This is a genomic window from Winslowiella arboricola, assembly GCF_025527015.1.
Taxonomy (GTDB): Bacteria; Pseudomonadota; Gammaproteobacteria; order Enterobacterales; family Enterobacteriaceae; genus Erwinia; species Erwinia arboricola.
This window is the reverse complement of record NZ_JAODIM010000041.1, coordinates 178680-204257: the sequence shown is the minus strand read 5'-3', so window position 1 is coordinate 204257 and position 25578 is coordinate 178680. Positions and strand designations below refer to the sequence as shown.

Sequence of the window (25578 nt, the reverse complement as noted above, 5' to 3'; positions counted from 1 at the left end):
TTAAATTTTGTGAACAGCTACGCAGCTGTTTTCGACACTTTATGTTGCCAGAAGCGCAGCATACAAGGTAGCCTCTTGCGTGGTTTTGTTAGGTTGTGTTAAGCAATTTTACCCAGCCTGTAATGTCCTTAACAGGAGCTGTAATGCCAAATCGTCTGACCTGGTGTGACCTGCCTTCCGATGTCTCTCTGTGGCCGGGTTTACCTCTTTCTCTCAGCGGCGACGAAGTGATGCCACTGGATTATCGCGCCGGACGTACCGGCTGGTTGCTTTATGGGCGTCAGCTCGATAAAGATCGTCTTACACATTACCAGCATCAGCTGGGCGCGGCGATGGTGATCGTCAGTGCATGGTGTGTTGATGATTATCAGGTGATTCGCCTGGCGGGATCGCTGACCCCGCGCGCCACCAGACTGGCGCATGACTCCGGGCTGGATGTGGCGCCGCTGGGCAAAATTCCTTACCTGAAAACACCAGGTCTGCTGGTGATGGATATGGATTCCACCGCGATTCAGATCGAATGCATCGATGAGATCGCCAAACTGGCCGGCAGCGGTGAGCTGGTGGCGGAAGTCACTGAACGTGCGATGCGCGGCGAGCTCGATTTTGCCGCCAGCCTGCGTCAGCGCGTGGCAACATTAAAAGATGCCGATGCCAATATTCTGCAGCAGGTTCGCGATGAACTGCCATTAATGCCAGGCTTAACCACGCTGGTGCAGAAGCTACAGGCGCTGGGCTGGCAGGTGGCGATCGCTTCCGGCGGCTTTACCTGGTTCGCCGAATATCTGCGCGATAAGCTGCATCTGTCGGCGGTGGTGGCCAATGAGCTGGAGATCCGCGACGGCAAGCTGACTGGTGAAGTGATCGGTCAGATCGTTGATGCGAAGTTTAAAGCGCAGACGCTGCTGAATCTGGCGAAAAAATATGAGATTGCTGAAGGGCAAACCGTGGCGATCGGCGACGGTGCTAACGATCTGCCAATGATCGCCGCCGCGTCGCTCGGCGTGGCCTATCACGCCAAACCGAAAGTCAATGAAAAAACCGAAGTGACCATCCGTCATGCGGACCTGATGGGGGTGTTCTGTATTCTCAGCGGCAGCCTGGTTCACGAAGAGCGTTAATCTAAGGATAAAATTTGGCAAAGGCGGTAAAACGCGCCTTCGTGTGTAACGAATGTGGCGCAGACTACCCGCGCTGGCAGGGGCAATGTAGCGCCTGCCAGGCGTGGAACACCATTACTGAAGTGCGCCTTGCCGCATCACCCGCTGTTGCGCGCAATGAACGCCTGTCAGGCTATGCTGGCAGCGCCGGCCCAAGTAAGGTGCAGAAGCTCTCCGAGATCAGCCTTGAAGCGCTGCCGCGTTTTTCCACCGGTTTTAAAGAGTTCGACCGCGTGCTCGGCGGCGGCGTGGTGCCTGGCAGTGCGATTCTGATTGGCGGTAGCCCGGGCGCCGGTAAAAGTACCTTGCTGCTGCAAACTCTGTGTCGCCTCTCCGAAGGGATGAAAACCCTGTACGTCACTGGCGAAGAGTCGCTGCAACAGGTGGCGATGCGCGCCCACCGTTTAGGCTTACCGACGGAAAACCTGTTTATGCTGTCGGAAACCAGCATCGAGCAGATCTGCCTGATCGCCGAGCAGGAGCAGCCAAAGCTGATGGTGATCGACTCGATCCAGGTGATGCATATGGCGGATATCCAGTCATCACCCGGCAGCGTGGCGCAGGTGCGTGAAACCGCGGCTTATCTGACGCGGTTTGCCAAAACCCGTGGCGTCGCCATTGTGATGGTCGGCCATGTAACAAAAGATGGTTCGCTGGCGGGTCCGAAAGTGCTGGAACACTGTATTGACTGTTCGGTGCTGCTGGATGGCGATGCCGATTCGCGTTATCGCACGCTGCGCAGCCATAAAAACCGTTTTGGTGCGGTGAATGAGCTGGGCGTGTTCGCCATGACCGAACAGGGATTGCGTGAGGTGAGTAATCCCTCGGCAATCTTCCTGTCGCGCGGCGATGAAGTGACTTCCGGCAGCTCGGTTATGGTGCTGTGGGAAGGTACACGCCCCTTGCTGGTGGAGATTCAGGCGCTGGTCGATCACTCGATGATGGGCAACCCGCGTCGCGTGGCGGTAGGGCTGGAGCAGAACCGTCTGGCGATTCTGCTGGCGGTATTGCACCGTCACGGCGGCCTGCAGATGGCCGACCAGGATGTGTTTGTGAATGTGGTTGGCGGCGTGAAAGTCACCGAAACCAGCGCCGATCTGGCGCTGATGCTGTCGATGGTTTCCAGCCTGCGCGACCGTCCGCTGCCTCAGGATTTAGTGGTATTTGGCGAAGTGGGACTGGCAGGCGAGATCCGCCCGGTGCCGAGTGGTCAGGAGCGTATCTCAGAAGCCGCAAAACACGGTTTCCGCCGCGCCATCGTGCCGATAGCCAATGTACCGAAAAAGCCGCCGGAAGGTATGCAGGTGTTTGGTGTGAAGAAACTGGCGGATGCGCTGGCGATTCTGGAAGATCTATAATTTCCTGCGCCGGGCGATGTCCGGCTGCAGATTCTTAGCGGTTATTGCGCAGTGACATGCAGGAGGCATTTCATGTCGTCATTTGATTATCTGAAAACGGCCATTCGCCAGCAGGGCTATACCCTGCAACAGGTGGCGGATGCCAGCGGCATGACCAAAGGCTATCTTAGCCAGTTACTGAATGCGAAAATCAAAAGTCCCAGTGCACAGAAGCTGGAAGCGATCCACCGCTACTTAGGTCTGGAGTTCCCGCGTCGTGAGAAAACCATCGGCGTGGTGTTCGGTAAGTTTTACCCGCTGCATACCGGCCATATCTATCTGATTCAGCGCGCCTGCAGTCAGGTCGACGAACTGCATATCATTATGGGCTACGACGAGCCGCGTGACCGCATGCTGTTTGAAAACAGCGCCATGTCACAGCAGCCGACCATCAGCGATCGCCTGCGCTGGTTGCTGCAAACATTTAAGTATCAGAAAAATATTCGTATCCACTCCTTTAACGAAGAGGGCATGGAGCCTTATCCGCACGGCTGGGATGTCTGGAGTGAAGGCATTAGCGCCTTTATGGCGCAGCAGGGGATTGAGCCTAATCGCGTCTATACCAGCGAAGAGCAGGATGCGCCGCAATATTCAGCCCATCTGGGTATTGAAGCGGTGCTGATTGATCCGAAGCGATCCTTTATGAGTATCAGTGGCGCGCAGATTCGTCAGGATCCTTTCCGCTACTGGGACTATATTCCGACCGAAGTGAAGCCGTTTTTTGTGCGCACTGTGGCGATCCTCGGCGGCGAATCCAGCGGTAAATCGACGCTGGTTAATAAGCTGGCGAATATCTTTAATACCACCAGTGCGTGGGAGTTTGGCCGTGATTATGTCTTTTCCCACCTTGGTGGCGATGAGATGGCGCTGCAATATTCCGACTATGACAAGATCGCGCTGGGGCAGGCGCAATATATCGATTTTGCGGTGAAGTACGCCAATAAAGTGGCCTTTATCGATACCGATTTTGTCACTACCCAGGCGTTCTGTAAAAAGTATGAAGGGCGCGAGCATCCGTTTGTGCAGGCGCTAATCGATGAGTATCGCTTTGACCTGGTGATCCTGGTGGAGAACAATGTGCCCTGGGTGGCGGACGGTTTACGCAGCCTTGGCAGCTCGGTGGATCGTAAAGAGTTTCAGGATCTGCTGGTCACCATGCTGGATGCCAACCATATTCCCTATGTGCATGTGGAAGAAGACGATTATGACAGTCGTTTTCTGCGCTGCGTGGAACTGGTTAAAGAGATGCTGGGGGACAGGTGATTCCTGTTTCCCCAATTCCCCTAAAATTACGCTGAGGTTGTCACCTGCTGACTTAAATCAATTGACTGGGTATTGACCAGTTGCTACGCTAATTTATACCCATATAGGTATAAACCGACGAATGGATGACGCGGATGAAAACACTATATTGGATTGGTAGCAGTAAAAAAGATCTTCAGTCGTTACCTGAAGATGTACAGGATACTTTCGGCTATGCCTTACATCTGGCGCAGCGTGGAGGTAAACATCCCCAGGCCAAACCACTATAGGGATTTGGCGGGGCTGGCGTGCTGGAAGTGGTAGAAGATTATTTCAGCAATACTTATCGGGCAGTGTATACCGTCAACTTCGGTGACGTGATGTATGTCCTGCATGTATTCCAGAAAAAATCGTTAACCGGAATTACCACACCAAAACCAGACATGAATAAGATACGTGAAAGGCTGAAATCCGCAGAAAACCATGCTAAAGGAGTTTGCTATGAGCCATGATATTGAAATCAGCAGCGGCAATGTTTATGCCGACATTGGCCTGAATGATTCTGAAGAAATGCTGGTAAAAGCACAGCTTGCTGCGACGATTGGCAGCATCATTAAAAGCCGTAACCTGACTCAGGATCAGGCAGCAAAACTTCTGGGTATGACTCAGCCAAAACTGTCTAATCTGCTGCGCGGGCAATTTCGCGGGATTAGCGAAGCTAAAATGCTGGAATGTCTGACCCGTTTAGGACGTGATATACAAATTGTCGTCGGGAAACCACGCCTGACGCCGGGTAGTTTGAAAGTCGTATTTGCCTGATAAATCGGGCGGAAAATAATCCACGATCCAGGGCGGCGTCCTCGCCGCCCTGTCCTGGGCAACCTTAATACACGATCACTACTTTCCCACGCATATGGCCTTCCAGCACCCGCTGGTGGGCGGCAGTCAGGGTTTCCACACTCAGTCCCGACAGGGTTTCATTTAGCGTGGTGCTTAACTTACCGGCATCCAGCAGGCTGGCCACTTCATTCAGGATCTCTCCCTGACGTGCGATATCCGGCGTGTTAAACATGCTGCGGGTATACATCAGCTCCCAGTGCAGCGCCGCGCTTTTCAGCTTCAGCTGGGTCATATCCAGCGGTCGGGAATTTTCCACGATAGTGCAGATATGGCCCTGCGGCGCAATCAGCTGTGCCAGCGTCTCCCAGTGACCATCGGTATCATTGAGGCAGAAGATATAATCCACCTGTTTCAGACCGTGCTTCTCCAGCTCAGTGGCCATATCCTGATAGTTAATCGTCAGGTCAGCGCCGCGATCCAGACACCACTGCACGGAGTCCGGGCGTGAGGCGGTGGCAATCACTTTCACTTTGCTGTTGAGTTTGGCAAACGGGATCGCCAGTGAGCCGACACCGCCCGCGCCGCCAACAATCAGCAGGGTTTTGCCTTCTGCGGCATGCTGAATATTCAGGCGTTCAAACAGACCTTCCCACGCTGTCAGCGCGGTCAGGGGCACGGCGGCCGCGGCGGCCCAGTCGAGGCTTTGCGGTTTATGGCCGGTAATACGGGCATCAACCAGCTGTAGCGTGCTGTTGCTGCCCGGACGGGTGATATCACCGGCATAGTAAACTTCATCGCCGACGTTAAAACCGCTGACTTTGCTGCCGGTAGCCTGCACAATCGCGCTGGCATCCCAGCCGAGAATACGCGGAACCTGCAGACCGCTGCTCTGCGCGCCTTTATGCACCTTGGTATCTACCGGATTGACCGAGGCGGCTTTCACCGCAACCAGCAGGTCATATTCGCCCGGCGTCGGCGTCTCTGGATGGATCTCAATAAACTGTGCCGGATTTTCCGGGTTAATCGCAATCGCTCGGTTATTCATCATTATGCTCCTGAGTAAAGTGGCTTAAGTGTAGAAGCTGTTTACTGAAGTGATAAGATGGACAATCAATGACAGAGTGTTCGTCCAGGATGAACAATAATGTTTAAACAGTTACAGGATATGGCGCTGTTTGCGTTGGTGGCGGAAAGCGGCAGCTTTACGGCGGCGGCGGCGCGTGCCGGACTGCCAAAATCCAGCGTCAGCCAGCGCATCAGCCAGCTGGAGCAGGCGCTCGGTTTGCGGTTACTGAATCGCACCACGCGCCAGCTGAATCTTACTTTTGCCGGTGAGCGCTATCTGATTCACTGCCAGGAAATGTTGCAGGCCAGCGAGCGCGCCGGGCAGGCGATTGAACGCCTGCGCGCCAACCCCAGCGGCCGTTTGCGCATCACCAGTCCGGCAGGGATTGGCGCCACGCTGCTGGCGCGCTGTAACACACAGTTTCAGCAGCAGTTCCCCGATGTTACCCTCGAAGTGTCGGTGTCTGACGATATTCGCGATCTGGTGCAGGAGGGGTTCGATATTGCGTTACGTACTGGCAAGCCGCAGGACTCCTCGCTGATTGGCCGTCGTATTGGCTACTGCCAGCGGCTGCTGGTGGCTTCGCCGGTTTACCTTGCGCAACATCCAGCTATCCTGCACCCGCAGCAACTGGCGCAACACCGCTGCATTGCTCATCGTGCCTGGAGCGAGTGGCTGCTGACACGCGGCGAGGAGTGGCATAACTGGCTTTTACCGCCAGCACATATGACCGATAACCTGATTTATGCGCGTGAGTGCGCATTGCAGGGGGCGGGAATTACGCTGTTGCCACGTTTTTTAACCCATCAGCTGATGCAGCAGCAGGCGCTGGAGCAGGTACTGCCGCAGTGGCAGGTGGAGGGCAATGAGTTATGGCTGGTCTATCCGAGCCGCAAACTCAACTCCCCTGCGCTGGCCTGCTTTATTGATTTCGCCCTCAGCTCACCGGTGTTTCGCGAGTTCTATAGCTGACAATCGCGCTGGCAGATTAAATCCTGCACAATAGTATGGGTTTAATTCGCATTCTCATTATCATTTACCTTTGCTATTCTTCCTCCCCTGTAATGTTTCCCTAAGTAATCAGAGGCGGTTTTATGGCGGCGGTTGAGGGTTATCGTTTATTTAATGTGGTACTGGCGCGTAAGCAGGTGCTCTCTCCATCGATGCTGTGCTGTGTTTTCAGTGGTGATGAGGTGCGCCAGATGAAAATGGACGGACCGGACCAGCGCATTAAACTGCTTTTTCCGTCGCTGAATGGCACGCCAGCGGCACTGACGGCGAAAAGTCACTGGTGGCAGCAGACCAAAGCACTGCCCGCAGAGTTTCGTCCAGTCCCACGCACGTACACCATTCGCCGGGTCAATGCTGAAGCGGGCGAAATGGAAGTCGAGTTTGTCATGCATGGCACCGAAGGGCCGGCTTCAGCCTGGGCGCTGGCGGCAGAGCCGGGCGACGCACTGCAAATTGTTGCGCCGAATCGTGCTCATACTGAAGAGAGTGGTGGTTTTGAGTGGCGACCACACGCACAGATGGAGCGTGCGCTGGTAATTGCCGACGAGACGGCGCTGCCCGCAGCGAAAGGCATTCTTGAGCAACTGGCGACGCGGGCGAATCCACCGCAATTGCAGATTTTCCTCGAAGTGCCGAAACGCGGCGATTGTGTTGATTTAAGCCAGTTCACCTTCGCCGAAGTACACTGGCTGCCGCGCGAGGAGCATGGCGCCAGTTACGGCGAAGCATTGCTGGGAGCGGTGCAACAACATGTGACGTTGCCGGAGTATGCGCTGAGCGGTCAGGCATTGCGTGAAGAGGGAGCGGGTGAGATTTTATGGGATCGGGCGGCGAGTGATGATACCCGTTTCCATGGCTGGGTGGCCGCAGAGTCCAGCGCAGTAAAGCATCTGCGTCGTTATCTGATTGGTGAGCGCGGTCTGTCGCAGGACACTATCAGTTTTATGGCGTATTGGAGTCGTGGACGCCGTCCTTAAGACGGGGTTACATATGCAGGGGCGGCGTTTTCGCCGCCCCGGTAAACGCCTGATGCTATTTCGTCATACGTTTATATTTGATGCGTTTTGGCTCCAGCGCCTCGGCACCAAGTGTACGCTTCTTATACTCTTCGTATTCGGTAAAGTTACCTTCGAAGAATTCGACCTTACCTTCATCCTGATAGTCGAGGATATGGGTCGCAATACGGTCAAGGAACCAGCGGTCATGCGAGATCACCATGGCACAGCCCGGGAACTCCAGCAGGGCGTTCTCCAGTGCGCGCAGGGTTTCAATATCGAGGTCATTGGTCGGTTCATCGAGCAGTAACATATTGCCGCCAACCTGCAGCAGCTTAGCCAGATGCAGACGGCCACGCTCACCACCGGACAGCTCGCCAACACGTTTACCCTGATCGACGCCTTTAAAGTTAAAGCGGCCAACGTAAGCGCGGCTTGGCATCTCGGTGGTACCGATACGCATAATATCCTGACCGCCGGACACTTCTTCCCAGACGGTTTTCGAATTATCCATTGAATCACGGAACTGATCGACGGAAGCCAGCTTCACGGTATCGCCCAGCTCAATGCTGCCGCCGTTTGGCTGTTCCTGACCGGATAACATACGGAACAGGGTCGATTTACCGGCACCGTTGGCGCCGATAATGCCGACAATCGCGCCTTTCGGTACGGAGAAGCTAAGATCGTCAATCAGTACGCGGTCGCCGTAGGACTTGCTCAGGCCGTTAACCTCAACCACTTTATCGCCGAGGCGCGGGCCTGGCGGGATAAACAGTTCGTTGGTTTCGTTACGCTTCTGATATTCGGTGCTGTTCAGCTCTTCAAAGCGCGCCAGACGTGCTTTGCCTTTCGACTGACGGCCTTTGGCGCCCTGACGCACCCACTCCAGCTCTTTTTCAATCGACTTACGACGCGCCGCTTCCGAAGAGGCTTCCTGCGCCAGACGCTGATCTTTCTGCTCCAGCCATGAGGAGTAGTTACCTTCCCATGGAATACCTTCACCGCGGTCAAGTTCCAGAATCCAGCCTGCAACGTTATCGAGGAAGTAACGGTCATGGGTAATCGCCACTACCGTCCCTTCGAAGTCATGCAGGAAGCGCTCAAGCCAGGCCACGGATTCGGCATCCAGGTGGTTGGTTGGCTCATCAAGCAGCAGCATATCGGGTTTTTCCAGCAGCAGACGACACAGCGCGACGCGGCGACGCTCACCACCGGAAAGATTGGCGACTTTGGCATCCCAGTCCGGCAGGCGCAGGGCATCGGCCGCACGCTCCAGCTGGCTGTTCAGGTTATGGCCATCGTGCGCCTGGATAATCTCTTCCAGCTTGCCCTGTTCGGCCGCCAGCTTGTCGAAGTCCGCTTCTGGTTCAGCATAAAGTGCGTACACTTCATCAAGACGTTTCAGCGCGCCGACCACTTCCGCGACCGCTTCTTCAACGGATTCACGCACCGTATGGTCGAGATTCAGCTGCGGTTCCTGCGGCAGGTAGCCGATTTTCAGACCGGGCTGTGGACGCGCTTCGCCTTCGATATCTTTATCGATACCGGCCATGATGCGCAGCAGGGTGGATTTACCGGAGCCATTCAGACCCAGCACGCCGATTTTCGCGCCCGGGAAAAAGCTCAGTGAAATATTTTTGAGAATGTGACGCTTCGGCGGAACCACTTTGCCGACGCGATGCATGCTATAGACGAATTGAGCCACGTTAAAATGAGCCTCTTAAGGTCTGTGTTGGTGTTGGGGCGGAACTGCCCACTCAGATGACGAAGTTTAGCTGTTTTCCTGCCTTAATCACAGCCGATGCCCAGAGTAATCTGTCGTTTAGTCGTACTTAGCCGGATAACTGTTTGATTTTCGCACGACCCTGACGTTATGCTGATTTTTTGCCTTTTAAACCAAAGGGATATCAATGAAAGTTCTGATTGCGGCTGAAGAGAACGCGTGGGGCGGCATGATCCAGCAGCTGCGCCAGCAACTGCCCGATGTCGAATTTATTGCCTCCGCCAGCCATGCCGCACAAAGTCTGGCCGGTTTTGATGTGCTGATCCCGGGGATGGCGCGGGTGGATGCGCACCTGCTGCAAACCGCTGACAACCTGAAGCTGATTCAGCAAGCGGGCGCCGGTCTGGAAGGCGTTGATATCCATAGCGCCGGGGAACAGGGGATTATCGTTGCCAATGTGCCATCGGATGACTCCGGCAATGCCGATTCGGTGGCGGAACTGGGGATCTGGATGATGATCGGCCTTGCGCGTAAGGCGCTGGAGCTGCCTGACAGCATTGCTCAGCAGCGGCTGGGCCAGCCGACCGGCCTCGGCTTGATGGGGAAAACTGTCGGACTGGTTGGCGTTGGCGGCATTGGTAAAGCGTTAGCCAAACGTCTGACGGCATTTGGCGTGCGGTTGATCGGCGTCAAGCGTGATGCCGACCGCGCCTTTGCCGAACAGCACCAGTTATCCTGGTTGGGCACTATGGAACAGCTGCCGGATCTGCTGGCGGAAGCGGATTTTGTGATTTTAAGCCTGCCGGACAATGCGCAGACCCGGCATATCATCAATGAAAATGCGCTGACGCAGATGAAAGCGGGCAGCTTCCTGATTAACCTGGGCCGCGGTGGATTGATTGAGAAACAGGCGCTGATTGCGGCGCTGGAACTGGGGCATATTGCTGGCGCCGGGCTGGATGTCTTCTGGCAGGAGCCACCCGATCCACAAGATAAAATTTTCAGCTACAACGTGATTGCCACCCCGCATATTGGCGGCGTGACCGATATTTCACTGAATGGCAATGTGGCGGGCGTTTGTGAAAATATCCGCCGCTTACGCGATGATGAAGAGATTTTGCATCGCTGGGCCTGAAGGGGGAAAATCATCGACACGGGCGGCGAAAACGCCGCCCCTACGCAGATCTATTGCAGGAGCGGCGTTCCCGCCGCCCGTATTACAGGCTTATCACGTTAACTTCCGCTGCTTTCAATGTTTGCGCTAGCGCCTTTGGCGGTGCGCTGTCACTGATTAGCGTATCAAACAGATCGAGTTCGCCGATACGTGCCGGTAGCACTTTGCCAAATTTGCTGCTGTCGGCCAGCAGGATCTTATGCTGAGCGCGTTGCAGCGCATGATGCTTCATCTGCAACTCGTTAATATTGTAACAAGTTGCCCCCTGATGGACATCGATGCCGGCTGCCGAGATAAAGGCCAGCGATGGGCAGAGATCGTCCAGCACGTGATTTTGCCCCAGCGGCGTAAAAATCGCGTTATCCGCATGGAATTCGCCGCCGCTCAGGATCACATGACAGCCACTTTTCTCTTTCAGCGCGAGAAAGGTGTTCATCGCACAACAGATCGCGGTAAACGGCAGGCTATCGTCAATGGCGTCAATCACATAGGGAATGGTGGTGCCGCAGTCAAAAAACACCGTATCGTTTGCGTTAATCAGCGTTGCCGCCAGCTGCGCCAGCTGCTGCTTTTTGCTGACATTCTGCGACTGCTGATCGGAGACAAAGTAGTGACCATGGCTGATCCGCGGATCGCTGACGATATAGCCGCCAAGCAACACCACCGTTGAAGGCTGTTCATTAAGATCGCGCCGGATCGTCATCTCTGAGACACCCAGCAGCCGGGCAGCATCTTTCAGATGGATTTTGTCGATGCGCTTTAATGCGTGCGCCAGTTTATTTACACGCTCGTCGCGCCGGGTTTCCATGGTGACTTCCTATAATTAATTTCCCTGAACGGATACGGTGCTGCCAGAAACCATCATCAAAGATTGTACCGCCAATGGTTCTCTTCAGTTCACGATAAATTGCACTGATTTGAATGATTTGCGCGTCATTAAGCCGGCAGATTTGCAATATTACCTTTAATAGAATCGCCCCGCAAACCTCGCGCATCGCGCATAAATCTCACGCTGATTGTTAAAATAATAACATTGATCACGCCGCATAAAATTGCAATTCCCTCCTGCCGCTGCCGTAACGCTGGTTGAGAGTCATGTCACAAATATAACATTGGTTCGTTGTTATTGTTATTTTAACAACATTAAATGTGTGAAAATTATTCAGCGGAGAGTGTTATGGATATTGCCGTCATCGGTTCCAATATGGTGGATTTAATCACCTACACCAATACGATGCCTAAGGCCGGTGAGACGCTGGAAGCCCCCGATTTTGCCATTGGTTGCGGAGGCAAAGGCGCTAATCAGGCGGTAGCAGCGGCAAAGCTCGGCGCCAGCGTGATGATGGTCAGCAAAGTGGGCGAAGATCTGTTTGCCGATAACACCGTCAGGAACTTGCAGGCGTTTGGCGTCGATACGCAGCATGTTACCGTCGCGCCTGGCGTCTCCAGCGGGGTGGCACCGATCTTTGTCGATGATCAGTCGCAAAACCGTATTCTGATCGTGAAAGGTGCCAACAATCAGCTGCTGCCCGCGGATATTGATGCAGCCGCTGCGCAACTGAAGCAGTGTCAGCTAATAATTTTGCAGCTGGAGATCCCGTTGCCGACGGTGTATCACGCCATTGATTTTGCCAGTCAGCACGGTATCACGGTGATCCTTAATCCGGCGCCTGCGGTAGCGGAACTGGATATCGACTACGCCTGCCGCTGTGATTTCTTTATGCCGAACGAAACCGAACTGGAGATTCTGACCGGCCTGCCGGTGGCGTCGGAAGAAGAGGTGCTGCGCGCCGGGCAGACGCTGCTCAGCCGTGGTCTGAAGAACCTGATTATTACGCTGGGAAGTCGGGGTTCGGTATGGATGCAGGGTGACAGCGTACATCGCGTCAGCCCAACTGCAGTGCAAGCCGTCGATACCAGCGGCGCGGGCGATGCCTTTATCGGCTGCTTTGCGCACTACCTGGTGCAGAACGGCGATATCAGACAGGCGATGCAACTCGCTTCGGCCTTTGCGGCCTGTAGCGTGACCGGGCGTGGAACGCAGCGTTCTTATCCCGATGCCATCACCTTCCAACGTTTTCTCAACGCCTGAGTGGGGATCCTTACATGCACCAGAATATCGTTCAGCAACCCGATGGCTATCTGAATAAGACGCCACTGTTTCAGTTTATTTTGTTGTCCTGTCTGTTCCCGCTGTGGGGCTGCGCCGCCAGCCTGAATGACATCCTGATTACCCAGTTTAAAAGCGTCTTTGCCCTCAGCGATTTCGCCAGCGCACTGGTACAGAGCGCCTTCTATGGCGGCTATTTCCTGATTGCGATTCCGGCGTCACTGGTGATCCGCAGTTCCAGCTATAAAATTGCCATTCTGATGGGGCTGGCGCTGTATATCGCCGGTTGCATTATGTTTTATCCGGCGTCGCATATGGCCACCTACACCATGTTTCTGGCGGCGATTTTCGCTATTGCTATTGGTCTGAGCTTCCTTGAAACCGCGGCCAATACCTACAGTTCAATGATTGGCGATCGTCAGCATGCCACGCTGCGTCTGAATATCAGCCAGACCTTCTATCCGGTCGGCGCGCTGATGGGGATTGTGCTGGGTAAATATCTGGTGTTCCAGGAGGGCGACAGTCTCGAAAGCCAGATGGCGACGATGAACGCCGGGCAGATTCATCAGTTTCGCCTGACGATGCTTGAGCACACACTGGAACCCTATAAATATCTGGTTATGGTGCTGGTAGTAGTGATGCTGCTGTTTATGCTGACGTCTTATCCACGCTGTAAGCCGGAAACCGCGGGCAAGAAACTGCCGGGCCTGGCGGAAACCTTCAGTTACCTGGCAAAAAATCGCCACTTTAAGCGCGGCATTGTGGCGCAGTTCCTCTATGTCGGCATGCAGGTGGCGGTATGGTCATTTACCATTCGTCTGGCGCTGAACCTCGGCGCTACCAATGAGCGTCACGCTTCAAACTTTATGATCTACAGCTTTATCTGTTTCTTTATCGGCAAGTTTGTCGCCAATTTCCTGATGACGCGGTTCCGCGCCGAGAAAGTGCTGATTGCTTACTCCATCGCCGGGGTGGCGACGCTGGCTTATGTGATGCTGGTACCGAACTTTACTGCCGTCTATGCCGCAGTGTTTGTCAGCGTGCTGTTTGGTCCCTGCTGGGCGACCATTTACGCCGGAACCCTGGCGACGGTCGATAATAAATACACCGAGGTTGCCGGCGCCTTTATTGTGATGGCGATTGTCGGCGCCGCCTTTGTGCCCGCTTTGCAGGGCCTGGTCTCCGACCATCTCGGCTCGATGCAGCTGGCGTTTGGCGTGTCGCTGCTCTGTTTTGCCTGGGTCGGATTCTATTTCTGGGGTGAGTTGCGCCATAAAAAACAACCACGGGTGCAGGGCGCTGAATTTGTCGGGGAGGCACGATGAAAACCACCTTACCGCTCCATCCTGCGCTGTTTCAGGAAACGCCGCGCACTCTGCTGGATAACGCGCGCTTTAAGGTCGAGCTGTTTCGTTATCCGTCCGGGATTGAAGCAGTGCGGCTGGAGAATGCACGCGGCTTTGTTATCGTGCTGCCGTTTTACGGCCAGATGGTATGGGATATGCAGTTCGACGGGCAGCGTTTAACCATGGGCAGCGGTTTTAAACAGCCGTTGCCGGGCAAAGATATTATCGATACTTACGGCTGTTTTGCCTTTCACTCCGGGCTGCTGGCGAATGGCTGTCCGGCAGCCGATGATACGCATCCGCTGCACGGCGAGATGGCCTGCGCGCGTCTCGACAACGCCTGGCTGACGCTGGAAGAGGATCGGCTGGCGCTGCATGGCGATGCCGAATATATCAAGGGATTTGGCCATCACTACCGCGCCGCGCCGTCTGTGACTTTGCTGGGAGAGGCGCCGCGTATTGAGATCGCCATGCAGGTGACGAATCTTTCTGGCGCACCGATGCCGTTGCAGTATATGTGTCATATGAACTATGCCTGGGTCGCGGACGGGCGCTTTAGTCAGAATATCCCGGATTCGGCGTTTCAGCTGCGCACGTCGATTCCGGCACATGTCCAGCCAACGCCGCAATGGCTGGATTACACACAACAGCTGGCGTCGGCGCCGCAGGCGTTGGACGGTCTGCAACGGCCAGAAATGTGCGATCCGGAAATCGTGTTTTTTGCCGATAACCTGCCGCAGTATGTGCAACAGGCTGAATTTATGCTGCATTCGCCTGAGGGGTATAGCTTTGTCACGCGCTTTGATACCCGCCAGTTCAGCGCCGCGACGCGCTGGCTGCTGCATAACGCTGACCAGCAGGTGGCCGCCTTTGTGTTACCGGCTACCTGTCGGCCGGAAGGGCATAACGCTGCCCGACGCGCGGGCAGCTTAATCACCCTGGCGCCAGGTGAGCAGCGCCAGTTCCGGGTGGAAACCGGGCTGATGGATTAGGATCCCGCGCGGTGAATTGTGCAAATCATCGGGACGGGCGGCGATAACGCCGCCCCTGGCTGTCACCGAACGATGCAGGGGCGGCGTTATCGCCGCCCATGCTGTACAGCAGCAAAGCCTCACCAATTTCCTGATGGCAGTGAATAATCGAATAGTGATTTGCCGCCAGCGGCACCCGGCGCAGCCTGGCGTTCAGCACCGCTAAACCATTATCCTCCAGCGCCAGCAGCGCCTGGCCACTGGAGGATTGATACTCACTGAGGGTGGCAAACTGCGTCGCTTTAAACAGCGTGATACGGCTATGTTGCAGCGGCGCGCTTAGTGGCTGATTACTGAGCATAATATCGGTCTGTTCCGCCTGTAGCGCGCGTTGCGCCGCCTGATCCTCTATGCCAATCATCGCCAGCACCATCTCCAGCGTCCCCGGTTCAGCACGCAGCTGAAACTCGGTCTGATAAACACTGTCCAGCACGCAGATATGAATATCCTGAAAACCCTGACGTTCCAGCTGGGCGGCGATCTCCAGGGCGATATTGCCGCCCAGCGACCAGCCGAGCAGCCGCACCGGGCGTTGCGCAGATAAACCATGCGCCATCATTGCATGCAGGTAATAAGCGGCCAGATCGCTTAGCGAGTCGATATGTGGCTGGTGGAACAGGTTGTAGTTATTGATGCCGATGGCGCTCAGCTTGCCGTTTAGCGATAACGCCAGATCGCGGTAGATCTCACTGCCGACCACTGCCGGATGAACCATCCACACCTCTTCTGGCGCGCACGGGTTATTCAGCGGTTGCAACAGCGAGAAGCTGGCCGGTGACTGATTTAACTGCGCCAGCAGTTTCTGAATCGGGTTGCTGATCGCTTCCGGTGCCAGCTGCTGATCGTCGGCGAGGTTGCGGATCGCCAGCGCCTGACTGGAGAGCGTTGAGTGGGCATACAGCGTTTTAATATCCAGCCACAACCCCTGACGCCGCAGACGTACCATCAGCTGAATCGCATGAATCGAGTGGCCGCCAAGGGCAAAAAAATCATCATCACGGCTGACATTTTTCACCTGCAAAATGTCCTGCCACCAGCTTGCCAGCAGCTGTTCATCTTCGCTTTCCGGTGCCAGCCACAGGCGTCGCTCGCTGCGGCTGGCTACCGGTGGCGGCAGGGCGCGGCGATCGAGTTTGCCGTTGGGCGAAAGGGGGAATGCCTGCAACTGCACCAGCGCGGACGGGATCATATAATCGGGCAGCACGCCGCGCAGATGACGGTGCAGACGGGCATGCAGATCGCGTTGATCGCGGGCGACTACCCATGCCACCAGGCGTTTTTCACCCTGTTCGTTGTCGCAGGCCATCACCACCGCATCATCGACGCCTTCACAGTGACGGATCTGCTGTTCAACTTCCCCAGTCTCAATACGCACGCCACGGATTTTTACCTGAAAATCATTGCGCCCCAGATATTCAATACAGCCATCGTTCAGCCAGCGCGCCAGATCGCCGGTTTTATACAGCCGGTCAGCGGCGTCATCGCTAAACGGATCGCGGATAAAGCACTCCGCCGTCAGCTGCGGACGATTAAGATAGCCGCGCGCCACCTGAACGCCGCCAATATAGAGTTCGCCAGTGCTGCCTGGCGGTAGTGGCTGGAGTTGTGCATCCAGAATATGCAGCTGGGTGTTGCTGATCGGCCTGCCAATCGGGATCAGCGGACGCGGATCCTGCGGATGGCAGTGCCAGTGGCTGACATCCACCGCCGCTTCGGTCGGGCCATACAAATTATACAGCGCCGCACCTGTCAGTTGCTGATGGCAGCGCCGGACGGTGGCCAGCGGCAGCGCTTCGCCACTACAGATAATACGTTGCAGGCTGTTGCACTGCGCCATATCGCCGTGACTGAGAAACAGCTGCAACATTGAGGGCACAAAATGAATAGTGGTGATCTGCTGCTGCTCAATCAGCGCGCTAAGGTAATCAGGATCGCGGTGGCCGCCGGGTTTTGCCATCACCAGCCGCGCGCCGCTGATCAACGGCCAGAAAAATTCCCATACCGACACATCAAAACTAAATGGGGTTTTTTGCAGCACCCGATCTTCCGGCGTCAGCTGATACGCCTGCTGCATCCACAGCAGCCGGTTAATCACGCCGCGATGTTCGTTCATCACCCCTTTCGGTTGTCCGGTGGAGCCGGAGGTGTAAATCACATACGCCAGCGAGCGCTGCAGATCGACGCCACAGGAAGGCAGATTCTCGCCGGCAGCAAACTGCCAGCGCGAACTATCGCGTTGCAGATGCAGCACCACTAAACCCGGCGCGATCGCTGAACCTGTCGCCTGTTCACCAGCATCGTCGAGCAGCAGCAGCCGCGCACCACTATCCTGCAACATGATGCTGAGACGCTCCTGCGGATAGTCAGGGTCGAGTGGCACATAAGCCGCACCGGCTTTCAGAATGGCGAGCAGGGCGATCACCAGCTGGTGACTGCGTTCGGCGCACAGCGCCACGCGATCGTCACGAGCGATACCCGCCGCACGCAGGTGCCAGGCGAGCTGATTGGCCAGCTGATTCAGCTGGTTATAGCTGAGCTGCTGGTCACAGCCACCCAGCGCCACGGCCTGTGGGCTACGCTGTACCTGCTGTTCAAACAGGCGATGTACGCCTTCTGCGGGTGTCCAGGGTTGTGCATGGTGATTCCAGCACGCCAGCTGCTGTCGCTCTTTCGCCAGCAGCAGCGGCAACTGCGCCATCGGCAAATTGGTGGCGGCATCCAGTACGTTTTCCAGCAGATGGTGCAGGCGTGCGGCGGTGCGCATTGCCCACTCTTCGTCAAACCACCCCTGATTAAAATTAAACTCCAGCAGGGGATCATCCTGCGGATGGTAATGACGCAGATAAATCGTCAGGGGCATCTGTTCATAGCCATGGTGCATGGCGGTCACTTTTAGCGGCTGATTGTCCAGCTCAATATCGGTGGGAAAGCATTCGAGGGAAAAGGTGATGTCATACAGCTGACGACGACCCTGCTGGCTGAGGCGCAACTGACGATTCAGCTCGGCAATCGGGTAGCGCTGATGGCGATAACAGAGACGCAGCTCGCTCGCCACCTGCTGAATGAGCTGGCAAAAAGGCTGGTGGATATCAATCTCAATTTTTAGCGGGATCATTGAAGAGAACATCCCCAGCGTCTGTTTATGTTGCGCGCCACAACGGTTATGTACTGGCACGCCGATGGTCAGACTCTCTGCCTGCCACAGGCGCGCATACCAGCAGGTGAGCAGCGCCAGCATAAAGTGCATCACCGATCCGCCGCTCCCGGCGGCATAAGCCGCCATCTGCTGATAGCGATGATGTGGCAGCCGGTGGATAATTTGCCGGCTGAGTGCGGCGGTCTCCTGCACTAACGAAGGCGCTCTTTCGCCCGCCAGCGCACTGGCGGGCGTCACGGCAAAGCGGCTCAGCCAGAAGTCACGATCGGCAGCATAACGGGGGGAGTGCAGATAGGCTTTATCACGGGTAATAAAGTCGGCATAACGCGTGGCGGCGGGCAGGCCGCAGCCGGTCCCGGACTTTAACTGTTTATAACGATCAATAATTAAGCGCCCCAACAGGGAAAGGGTGGTGCCATCGGCAATCAGATGGTGAGCGCTAATCAGCCACAATGAATCGGTGGCATTCACTCTGACAAAATGACAGCGCCACAGCAGCTGGTTATACAACGCGAAAGGTTTAATAAATGAGACGCGAAGATATTCCATTGCCTGATCGTTTGCCGCCCGTTGCTGCGTAAAGTCGCGGTAGTCGATCATTATTTTTTGCCGTGGCCGGGTACTCTGGATAATGCCGGATTCATCTTCCTGCAGACGAATTCTTAGTGCGTCATGTTGATGTAAAATATCATTAATTGATTTTTGTAGCAGAGAGATATCGATATCTCTCTCAATTTCCCATATGGCGCCAATATTATAGCAGGGCGTATCCGGCGTGAGTAACTGATCGATTAAAACAGCTTGTTGTACGGTAGTTAAGGGATACACGGGCATGCGTGCGCCTCCGGTAAAGGATTGGGCTGTAAGCAATAAAGACAGTTAAGTATATAAACTTTTTGCCAAAGTGAAATAAAATGGCGGAATAATTTAATCGCGGGAGGATAATTTATTTAAGACGTGGATCTATATTAATATCTTTATTTGAGATGTGGATATAATAAATGAATTATCGTCAGGATATTATTAAGGAATAAAATAAGGCGTAAGCGTGAAATACCCTTACGCCTGAAAAAGTTAAATGGCTACCAGACCACGCACGCCGTCTGCTTCCATGCTGTCGCCGCGACCCCGCTGCACAATCTCGCCACGCGACATCACCAGATAGCTGTCGGCCAGCTCAGCGGCAAAGTCATAAAACTGCTCCACCAGCAGGATCGACATATCACCTCGCTGCGCCAGCTGGCGGATCACCGCGCCGATCTCTTTAATCACCGAAGGCTGGATCCCTTCGGTTGGCTCATCAAGGATCAGGAGCTGCGGTTTGCAGGCCAGTGCGCGACCAATAGCTAATTGCTGCTGCTGCCCACCGGAAAGATCGCCGCCGCGCCGCTGCTTCATCTCTTTTAGCACCGGAAACAGCTGATAGATCTCTTCCGGTACTTGTCTCGCCTGCGCGGAGGGAAAGCGCGCCAGTCCCATCAACAAATTCTCTTCTACCGTCAGACGCGCAAAGATCTCGCGTCCCTGCGGTACATAAGCGATACCCGCCTGCACCCGCTGATGCGGCTTACGTGAGTTAATTACCTTATCCTGCCAGCTGATGGTGCCGGATTTAGCCGGGATCAGCCCCATCAGACACTTCAGCAGGGTGGTTTTACCGACGCCATTGCGGCCCAGCAAACAGGTGACTTCGCCCTGACGGGTTTCAAACGACAGCCCGCGCAAAATATGGCTGCCACCATAATATTGATTCAGTTCAGATACCTGTAACATATCAGCGCCCCAGATAGACTTCGATAACCTGCTCGTTGGCCTGTACTTCGCGCAGCGAACCTTCCGCCAGCACCTGCCCCTGATGCAGTACCGTAACGTGGTCGGCGATAGTTTCAACAAAGCCCATATCGTGCTCTACCACCATCAGCGAATGCTTACCGGCGAGGCTGCAAAACAGCTCGGCGCTATACTCGGTTTCGGCATCGGTCATTCCGGCGGCAGGCTCGTCAAGCAGCAACAGATGCGGCTCCTGCACCAGCAGCATGCCAATCTCCAGAAACTGTTTTTGCCCGTGGGATAACAACCCGGCGGGGCGGCCACGTTCAGCGCCGAGGCGCAGCAGTTTCAGCACTTCATCGATGCGATCCTGCTGTTCGCTGTTTAGCCGTGCGCGCAAACAGGCCCACACCGACTTATCGGTTTTCAGCGCAATTTCCAGATTTTCAAACACCGACAGCGCCTCAAATACCGTTGGTTTCTGGAATTTGCGGCCAATGCCGCTGCGGGCAATATCGACCGACGACAGGCGGGTGAGATCGGTATCCTGATCGTAAATCACCCTGCCAGTATCAGGCCGTGTTTTGCCGGTGATCACATCCATCAGCGTGGTTTTCCCGGCGCCGTTTGGGCCAATAACGCAGCGCAGTTCGCCGACGCCAATATTCAGTGACAGATCGGTGAGGGCGCGAAAACCATCAAACGAAACGTTGATCGCATCCAGCTGCAGGATCGGATCGCTCTGCTGGCGAAAACGATCCGACGGATGCGGTTGGGTAAAAAGTTGCTCAGTCATGCTTGCTCCGGCGGATCAGACCAATAACGCCGCGCGGCAGAAACAGCGTGACGAGAATAAACATCAGGCCGAGGAAGAACAGCCAGTATTCGGGGAAGGCCATGGTAAACCAGCTTTTGGCGCCGTTAACGATAGCGGCGCCCAGCAGCGGGCCAATCAGCGTGCCGCGTCCGCCTAATGCCACCCAGATAGCGGCTTCAATCGAGTTGGTGGGCGACATTTCGCCGGGATTGATAATCCCCACCTGCGGGACATACAGCGCGCCCGCCAGCCCGCACAGTACCGCCGACAGCGTCCAGACAAACAGCTTAAAGCCCTTTGGATCGTATCCGATAAACATCAGACGGTTTTCGGCGTCGCGTACCGCCGTCAGCACGCGGCCAAACTTGCTGCGCGCCAGCGCAAAGCCGATACCGAGGCTGACCAGCAACAGCAGCACGGTGGCGACAAACAGTCCGATACGGGTGCTGGTGGCGGTTACCGGAAAGCCGAGCAGGGTGGTAAAACCAGTAAAGCCATTGTTGCCGCCAAAGCCGGTTTCATTGCGGAAAAACAGCAGCATCCCGGCATAGGTCAGCGCTTGCGTCATAATTGAAAAGTAGACGCCCTTGATCTTCGAGCGGAAGGCAAACCAGCCAAACACCAGCGCCAGCAGACCGGGCGCCAGCATAATCAGGCACAGCGTCCACGCGAAGTGTTGGGTGCCAGCCCAGAACCACGGCAGCTCGCTCCACGACAGAAACGACATAAACGCGGGTAAACCCTCGCCCGCGGCCTGCCGCATCAGATACATACCCATCGCATAGCCGCCAAGGGCGAAAAACAGACCGTGGCCCAGCGACAACAGACCGGCATAACCCCACACCAGATCCAGCGCCACCGCCACAATCGTATAGCAGAGGATTTTGCCGACCAGCGTCAGCGTGTAAGTGGAGATCGCCAGCGGATTCTCCGTCGGCAACAGCGCCAGAAACGGCATTATCAGCAGCGCCAGCAGGGCGATAAGGCCGATGCTGATGGTCAGCCGCGGTGCTTTTTGCGCGACGGTTAACGTCATTGGTTGTGTCATCAGTCAGTCACCCGCCCTTTAAATGCAAACAGCCCCTGAGGTCGTTTCTGAATAAACAGAATGATCAGCACCAGGATCAGAATCTTGCCGAGCACCGCGCCGATTTGTGGCTCCAGCACTTTATTCAGAATGCCGAGCCCAAAGGCGGCAACGACGGTGCCTGCCAGCTGGCCGACGCCGCCGAGCACCACCACCAGGAAGGAGTCGATAATATAGCCCTGACCGAGTTCCGGGCCGACATTGCCCAATTGCGACAGCGCCACGCCGCCCAGTCCGGCGATGCCGGAACCAAGGCCAAACGCCAGCATATCGACGCGACCGGTGGGTACGCCGCAACAGTCGGCCATCGCGCGGTTTTGCGTTACCGCCCGCACATTCATGCCGAGACGGGTTTTATTCAGTAGCAGCCAGGTGAGGATCAGCACGCCAGTCACAAACAGAATCACCGCGATACGGTTATAAGGCAGCACCAGATTCGGCAGGATCTGCATGCCGCCGGAGAGCCACGCCGGATTCGCCACTTCGAGGTTTTGTGCGCCAAACAACACGCGAATCAGCTGGATTAGCATCAGGCTGATGCCCCAGGTGGCGAGCAGGGTTTCCAGCGGGCGGCCATACAGATGACGGATCACTGTACGTTCCAGCAGCATGCCGATAGTGGCGGTGATAAAAAAGGCCACCGGTAAGGCCAGCAGCGGATACCAGGCCAGCCACTCTGGCGCAAAGCGCTGAAACAGGCTCTGCACCAGCCAGGTCGCGTAGGCGCCCAGCATCAGCATCTCGCCGTGCGCCATATTGATTACGCCGAGCAGACCATAAGTGATAGCCAGCCCCAGCGCCGCCAGCAACAGAATCGAGCCGAGCGACAGACCGGTAAACGCCTGGCCGAGCAGATCGCCCCACATCAGACGCTGTTTAATCTGCTTCAGGCTGTCGGCGGCGGCGGCGCGCACCGCGGCATCCGGTTCATTTTGTTCGCTGGTCAGGCGTTGCAGGCTGCCCTGCATATTTGGATCGCTGGTTTCGCCCAGCAGTTTGACCGCACTGAGACGGACCTGCGGATTGCTGTCGCTAAGTTGCAGATTCGCCAGCGCTAATGCCAGCGCGGCGTGAACATCGCTATCCTGTTCGGCGGCGAGGCGTTGCGTAAGTAGCGGCAACTGATCGACGACGGCATCATTCTGTAAGGCGCGCGCAGCGCGCAGGCGGGTGGACGGGTCATTACTGACCAGCTGGTGCGATGCCAGCGCATTGATCGTCAGTACGCGCAGGCGGTTATTCACAAACAGCTTTTTGGTGGTTCCGGCGGGCTTTGCTGTGCCTTCCAGCGGCGTAAGCTGACCATTGCGCTCGATAAACGGCTGCTTGTTGTGATCGATAACCACGGATTCTTCACGCAGCGCCTGCAACAGGGCCAAACGTGAGGCATCGGGAGCTGCGGCCCACTGCTGTAACAGTCTGGCCTGCTGCGTGCGGCTGGCAGCGGCGTAATCTGCAGCCGGGCCGGCTTGCGCGGCAAAGGGCGCAAGCAGACACAGTGACAGCAGTAGCCAACAGAGTTTTATCATTTTTCATTGTACCTGTAGGGGCGTCGTTTTCGCCGCCCGTGCTTGTCTGTGCAACGGGAGCCGGGAACGGCTCCCCTACGCCAGAGTTTTCCTGGACTATTGTGAAGATTTCACCGGATGGTCTGGCTTCTTATCGTTACCGGCGATATACGGGCTCCATGGCTGGGCGCGCACCGGCTTATCGGTCTGCCATACCACATTAAACTGACCGTTATCTTCGATCTCGCCAATCATCACCGGCTTATGCAGATGGTGGTTGGTCTGGTCCATGGTCAGGGTAAAGCCATCCGGTGCGGCGAAGCTCTGGCCGGCCATCGCGGCGCGTACTTTATCCACATCGGTGGTGCCCGCTTTCTCGACCGCCTGCGCCCACATATGGATGCCGACATATGTCGCTTCCATCGGGTCGTTGGTGACGACGGTGTCAGCATTTGGCAGTTTGTGGGCTTTGGCATAAGCGCGATACGCGGCGACAAACTTGGTGTTGGTTGGGTTATCCACCGACTGGAAGTAGTTCCACGCCGCTAAGTTGCCGACCAGAGGTTTGGTATCGATGCCGCGCAGTTCTTCTTCGCCGACCGAGAAGGCGACAACCGGTACATCGGTCGCTTTAATCCCCTGATTCGCCAGCTCTTTGTAGAACGGCACGTTGGAGTCACCATTGATGGTGGACACCACTGCGGTTTTGCCGCCAGCGGAGAACTTTTTGATATCGGAAACGATGGTCTGATAATCGCTGTAACCAAATGGCGTATAGACCTCTTTAATATCTTTATCCTGAATTCCTTTCGCGTGCAGGAAGGCGCGTAAAATCTTGTTGGTGGTGCGCGGATAAACGTAGTCGGTGCCCAGCAGGAAGAAGCGTTTTGCTTCACCGCCATCTTCACTCATCAGATATTCCACTGCCGGAATCGCCTGCTGGTTCGGCGCGGCGCCGGTATAAAACACGTTTGGCGACATCTCTTCGCCTTCATACTGCACCGGATAGAACAGCAGGCCGTTCAGCTCTTCAAATACCGGCAGCACCGATTTGCGTGATACCGAGGTCCAGCAACCAAACACCACCGCCGCTTTATCCTGAGTCAGCAGCTGACGCGCTTTTTCGGCAAACAGTGGCCAGTTAGAGGCCGGATCTACCACCACCGGTTCCAGTTTTTTACCCAGAACGCCGCCGCTGGCATTGATCTCATCAATGGTCATCAGCGCCACATCTTTTAACGGCGTTTCAGAAATCGCCATGGTGCCGGAGAGCGAATGCATAATACCGATTTTAATGGTATCTGCCGCCTGGGCGCTCCAGGCGATGCCCATGCTGACAACCGTGGCGGACAGCGCAAATGCCTGCAAAAGTGAACGTCGTTTCATATCAACAGCCCCTCAAAGATATTGGTTTGAATTATTCGGGTGAACTGGTTTGAAGCCTTGCCTGCTGCAGCATATGTAGCGTAATTTTCCTGACCTCGGCCTTACTGACGGAGATATGGTCGGTCAGGATGCGTTGTGCCTCCTCGGTTTGTTGTTTTAATACCGCCAGCAAAATACGGGCGTGCTCGCTATAAGTGGCATCAATACGATCCTCACGGGTAAAGTCGAGGCGACGAATGATGCGAATTTTTTCGGTTAACTCGGCATGGATCCGCGCCATTTCGCTGTTGCCGGCGGCGGCGACAAGCGCCATATGGAATGCTTCGTCATGCAGCGACACCGCTTTACCCTCTTCCAACCGTGGCTGATCAACCCAGAAGGCGGTCAGATCCGCCAGCAGTCCGGCGCAGTGGGTGGGCGGCATCGCACACAGGCGGCGAATCGCTTCGCGCTCCAGTACGATGCGCAAATCGTACTGCTCTTCGAAATATTCAAAATCGAATGGCCGTACCTGCCAGCCGCTGCGAAACCACACCTCGACATAGCCTTCCCGCTCCAGCCAGAACAGCGCCTGCCGCACTGGCGTGCGGCTGACCTCCATTCGTTCCGCCACTTCGCTTTCGCTAAAGCGGTCGCCCGGCATCAGGCGGAAATCGAAAATGTCGTTTTTAATCGTCTGGTAAATGCGTTCGGCCAGCACTTCCGGGCGTCCTTTACTGCGTTTCTGATGAAATCCGGCCTGCTGCATGCAGTGGTCC

General features: G+C 55.7%; 20 protein-coding genes and 1 pseudogene. 11 read left to right on the top strand and 10 right to left on the bottom strand.

What is annotated here, in order from left to right; genetic code table 11:
* Window positions 1–143: 143 nt before the first annotated feature.
* The 5 genes and pseudogenes from serB (at window position 144) to N5923_RS12645 (ending at window position 4618) form a co-directional block, all read left to right on the top strand.
* Window positions 144–1121, top strand: a complete 978-nt coding sequence (serB, locus tag N5923_RS12665; RefSeq protein WP_267141340.1) for a phosphoserine phosphatase — start codon at window positions 144–146, stop codon at window positions 1119–1121.
* 14 nt (window positions 1122–1135) lie between these two features.
* The gene (gene radA, locus N5923_RS12660; RefSeq protein ID WP_017800588.1) at window positions 1136–2518 is read left to right on the top strand and encodes a DNA repair protein RadA; all 1383 of its coding nucleotides are present in this window, start codon (window positions 1136–1138) and stop codon (window positions 2516–2518) included.
* Window positions 2519–2590: 72 nt separating this feature from the next.
* Window positions 2591–3820: a multifunctional transcriptional regulator/nicotinamide-nucleotide adenylyltransferase/ribosylnicotinamide kinase NadR gene (gene nadR / locus N5923_RS12655; RefSeq protein WP_267141339.1), complete on the top strand. Its 1230-nt coding sequence runs from the start codon at window positions 2591–2593 to the stop codon at window positions 3818–3820.
* Between the two features lie 134 nt (window positions 3821–3954).
* Window positions 3955–4311: pseudogene (locus N5923_RS12650) on the top strand (type II toxin-antitoxin system RelE/ParE family toxin).
* Window positions 4301–4618, top strand: a complete 318-nt coding sequence (locus N5923_RS12645) for a helix-turn-helix domain-containing protein (protein ID WP_267141338.1) — start codon at window positions 4301–4303, stop codon at window positions 4616–4618. Before N5923_RS12650 ends, N5923_RS12645 begins: the two are co-directional and overlap by 11 nt.
* 64 nt (window positions 4619–4682) lie before the next feature.
* On the opposite strand, the gene N5923_RS12640 is transcribed toward N5923_RS12645, so the two are convergent.
* Window positions 4683–5684, bottom strand: a complete 1002-nt coding sequence (locus tag N5923_RS12640; protein ID WP_267141371.1) for a zinc-binding alcohol dehydrogenase family protein — start codon at window positions 5682–5684, stop codon at window positions 4683–4685.
* Window positions 5685–5780: 96 nt separating this feature from the next.
* On the opposite strand from N5923_RS12640, the gene N5923_RS12635 reads away from it, so the two are divergent.
* Both N5923_RS12635 and N5923_RS12630 read left to right on the top strand, forming a co-directional pair.
* A complete protein-coding gene (locus tag N5923_RS12635) occupies window positions 5781–6677 on the top strand; it encodes a LysR family transcriptional regulator (RefSeq protein WP_267141370.1) in 897 nt (298 codons plus the stop codon).
* 122 nt (window positions 6678–6799) lie between these two features.
* Window positions 6800–7693 carry a siderophore-interacting protein gene (locus N5923_RS12630; protein ID WP_267141337.1) on the top strand — a complete coding sequence of 298 codons (894 nt, stop codon included), beginning with the start codon at window positions 6800–6802 and terminating at the stop codon, window positions 7691–7693.
* Between the two features lie 55 nt (window positions 7694–7748).
* Here the strand turns inward: N5923_RS12630 and ettA are convergent, their stop codons facing one another.
* Window positions 7749–9416: an energy-dependent translational throttle protein EttA gene (gene ettA / locus N5923_RS12625; protein WP_267141336.1), complete on the bottom strand. Its 1668-nt coding sequence runs from the start codon at window positions 9414–9416 to the stop codon at window positions 7749–7751.
* Between the two features lie 205 nt (window positions 9417–9621).
* Between ettA and N5923_RS12620 the strand changes: the two genes are divergently transcribed.
* Window positions 9622–10569, top strand: coding sequence for a 2-hydroxyacid dehydrogenase (locus tag N5923_RS12620; RefSeq protein WP_267141335.1), 948 nt, complete (start codon window positions 9622–9624; stop codon window positions 10567–10569).
* An 82-nt stretch (window positions 10570–10651) separates the two neighbouring features.
* On the opposite strand, the gene deoR is transcribed toward N5923_RS12620, so the two are convergent.
* Window positions 10652–11416 (bottom strand): DNA-binding transcriptional repressor DeoR, encoded by a 765-nt coding sequence (deoR, locus tag N5923_RS12615; RefSeq protein WP_267141334.1) that lies wholly within the window; start codon window positions 11414–11416, stop codon window positions 10652–10654.
* A gap of 369 nt (window positions 11417–11785) precedes the next feature.
* Between deoR and rbsK the strand changes: the two genes are divergently transcribed.
* Genes rbsK through N5923_RS12600 form a run of 3 tightly spaced genes read left to right on the top strand, consistent with a single transcriptional unit; the run spans window position 11786 to window position 15056 of the window.
* Window positions 11786–12700, top strand: coding sequence for a ribokinase (gene rbsK / locus N5923_RS12610; protein ID WP_267141333.1), 915 nt, complete (start codon window positions 11786–11788; stop codon window positions 12698–12700).
* Between the two features lie 14 nt (window positions 12701–12714).
* Entirely contained in the window at window positions 12715–14043 is a 1329-nt protein-coding gene (gene fucP / locus N5923_RS12605; protein WP_267141332.1) for an L-fucose:H+ symporter permease, read from the top strand.
* Window positions 14040–15056 (top strand): aldose 1-epimerase family protein, encoded by a 1017-nt coding sequence (locus tag N5923_RS12600; RefSeq protein WP_267141331.1) that lies wholly within the window; start codon window positions 14040–14042, stop codon window positions 15054–15056. The genes fucP and N5923_RS12600 overlap by 4 nt, the downstream gene beginning before the upstream one ends.
* A gap of 25 nt (window positions 15057–15081) precedes the next feature.
* Here the strand turns inward: N5923_RS12600 and N5923_RS12595 are convergent, their stop codons facing one another.
* From N5923_RS12595 to N5923_RS12565, 7 genes are all read right to left on the bottom strand, one after another.
* Window positions 15082–19086, bottom strand: coding sequence for an amino acid adenylation domain-containing protein (locus N5923_RS12595; protein ID WP_267141330.1), 4005 nt, complete (start codon window positions 19084–19086; stop codon window positions 15082–15084).
* Between the two features lie 240 nt (window positions 19087–19326).
* On the bottom strand, window positions 19327–20025 hold the full coding sequence (gene urtE / locus N5923_RS12590) for an urea ABC transporter ATP-binding subunit UrtE (protein ID WP_267141329.1): 699 nt from the start codon (window positions 20023–20025) through the stop codon (window positions 19327–19329).
* Between the two features lies 1 nt (window position 20026).
* Window positions 20027–20818: an urea ABC transporter ATP-binding protein UrtD gene (gene urtD / locus N5923_RS12585; RefSeq protein WP_267141328.1), complete on the bottom strand. Its 792-nt coding sequence runs from the start codon at window positions 20816–20818 to the stop codon at window positions 20027–20029.
* A complete protein-coding gene (urtC, locus tag N5923_RS12580; protein ID WP_267141327.1) occupies window positions 20811–21887 on the bottom strand; it encodes an urea ABC transporter permease subunit UrtC in 1077 nt (358 codons plus the stop codon). The genes urtD and urtC overlap by 8 nt, the downstream gene beginning before the upstream one ends.
* Window positions 21887–23455: an urea ABC transporter permease subunit UrtB gene (gene urtB, locus N5923_RS12575; RefSeq protein ID WP_267141326.1), complete on the bottom strand. Its 1569-nt coding sequence runs from the start codon at window positions 23453–23455 to the stop codon at window positions 21887–21889. The genes urtC and urtB overlap by 1 nt, the downstream gene beginning before the upstream one ends.
* A 96-nt stretch (window positions 23456–23551) precedes the next feature.
* On the bottom strand, window positions 23552–24820 hold the full coding sequence (gene urtA / locus N5923_RS12570) for an urea ABC transporter substrate-binding protein (RefSeq protein ID WP_267141325.1): 1269 nt from the start codon (window positions 24818–24820) through the stop codon (window positions 23552–23554).
* A 31-nt stretch (window positions 24821–24851) separates the two neighbouring features.
* The gene (locus N5923_RS12565) at window positions 24852–25568 is read right to left on the bottom strand and encodes a GntR family transcriptional regulator (protein ID WP_267141324.1); all 717 of its coding nucleotides are present in this window, start codon (window positions 25566–25568) and stop codon (window positions 24852–24854) included.
* Window positions 25569–25578 lie beyond the last annotated feature (10 nt).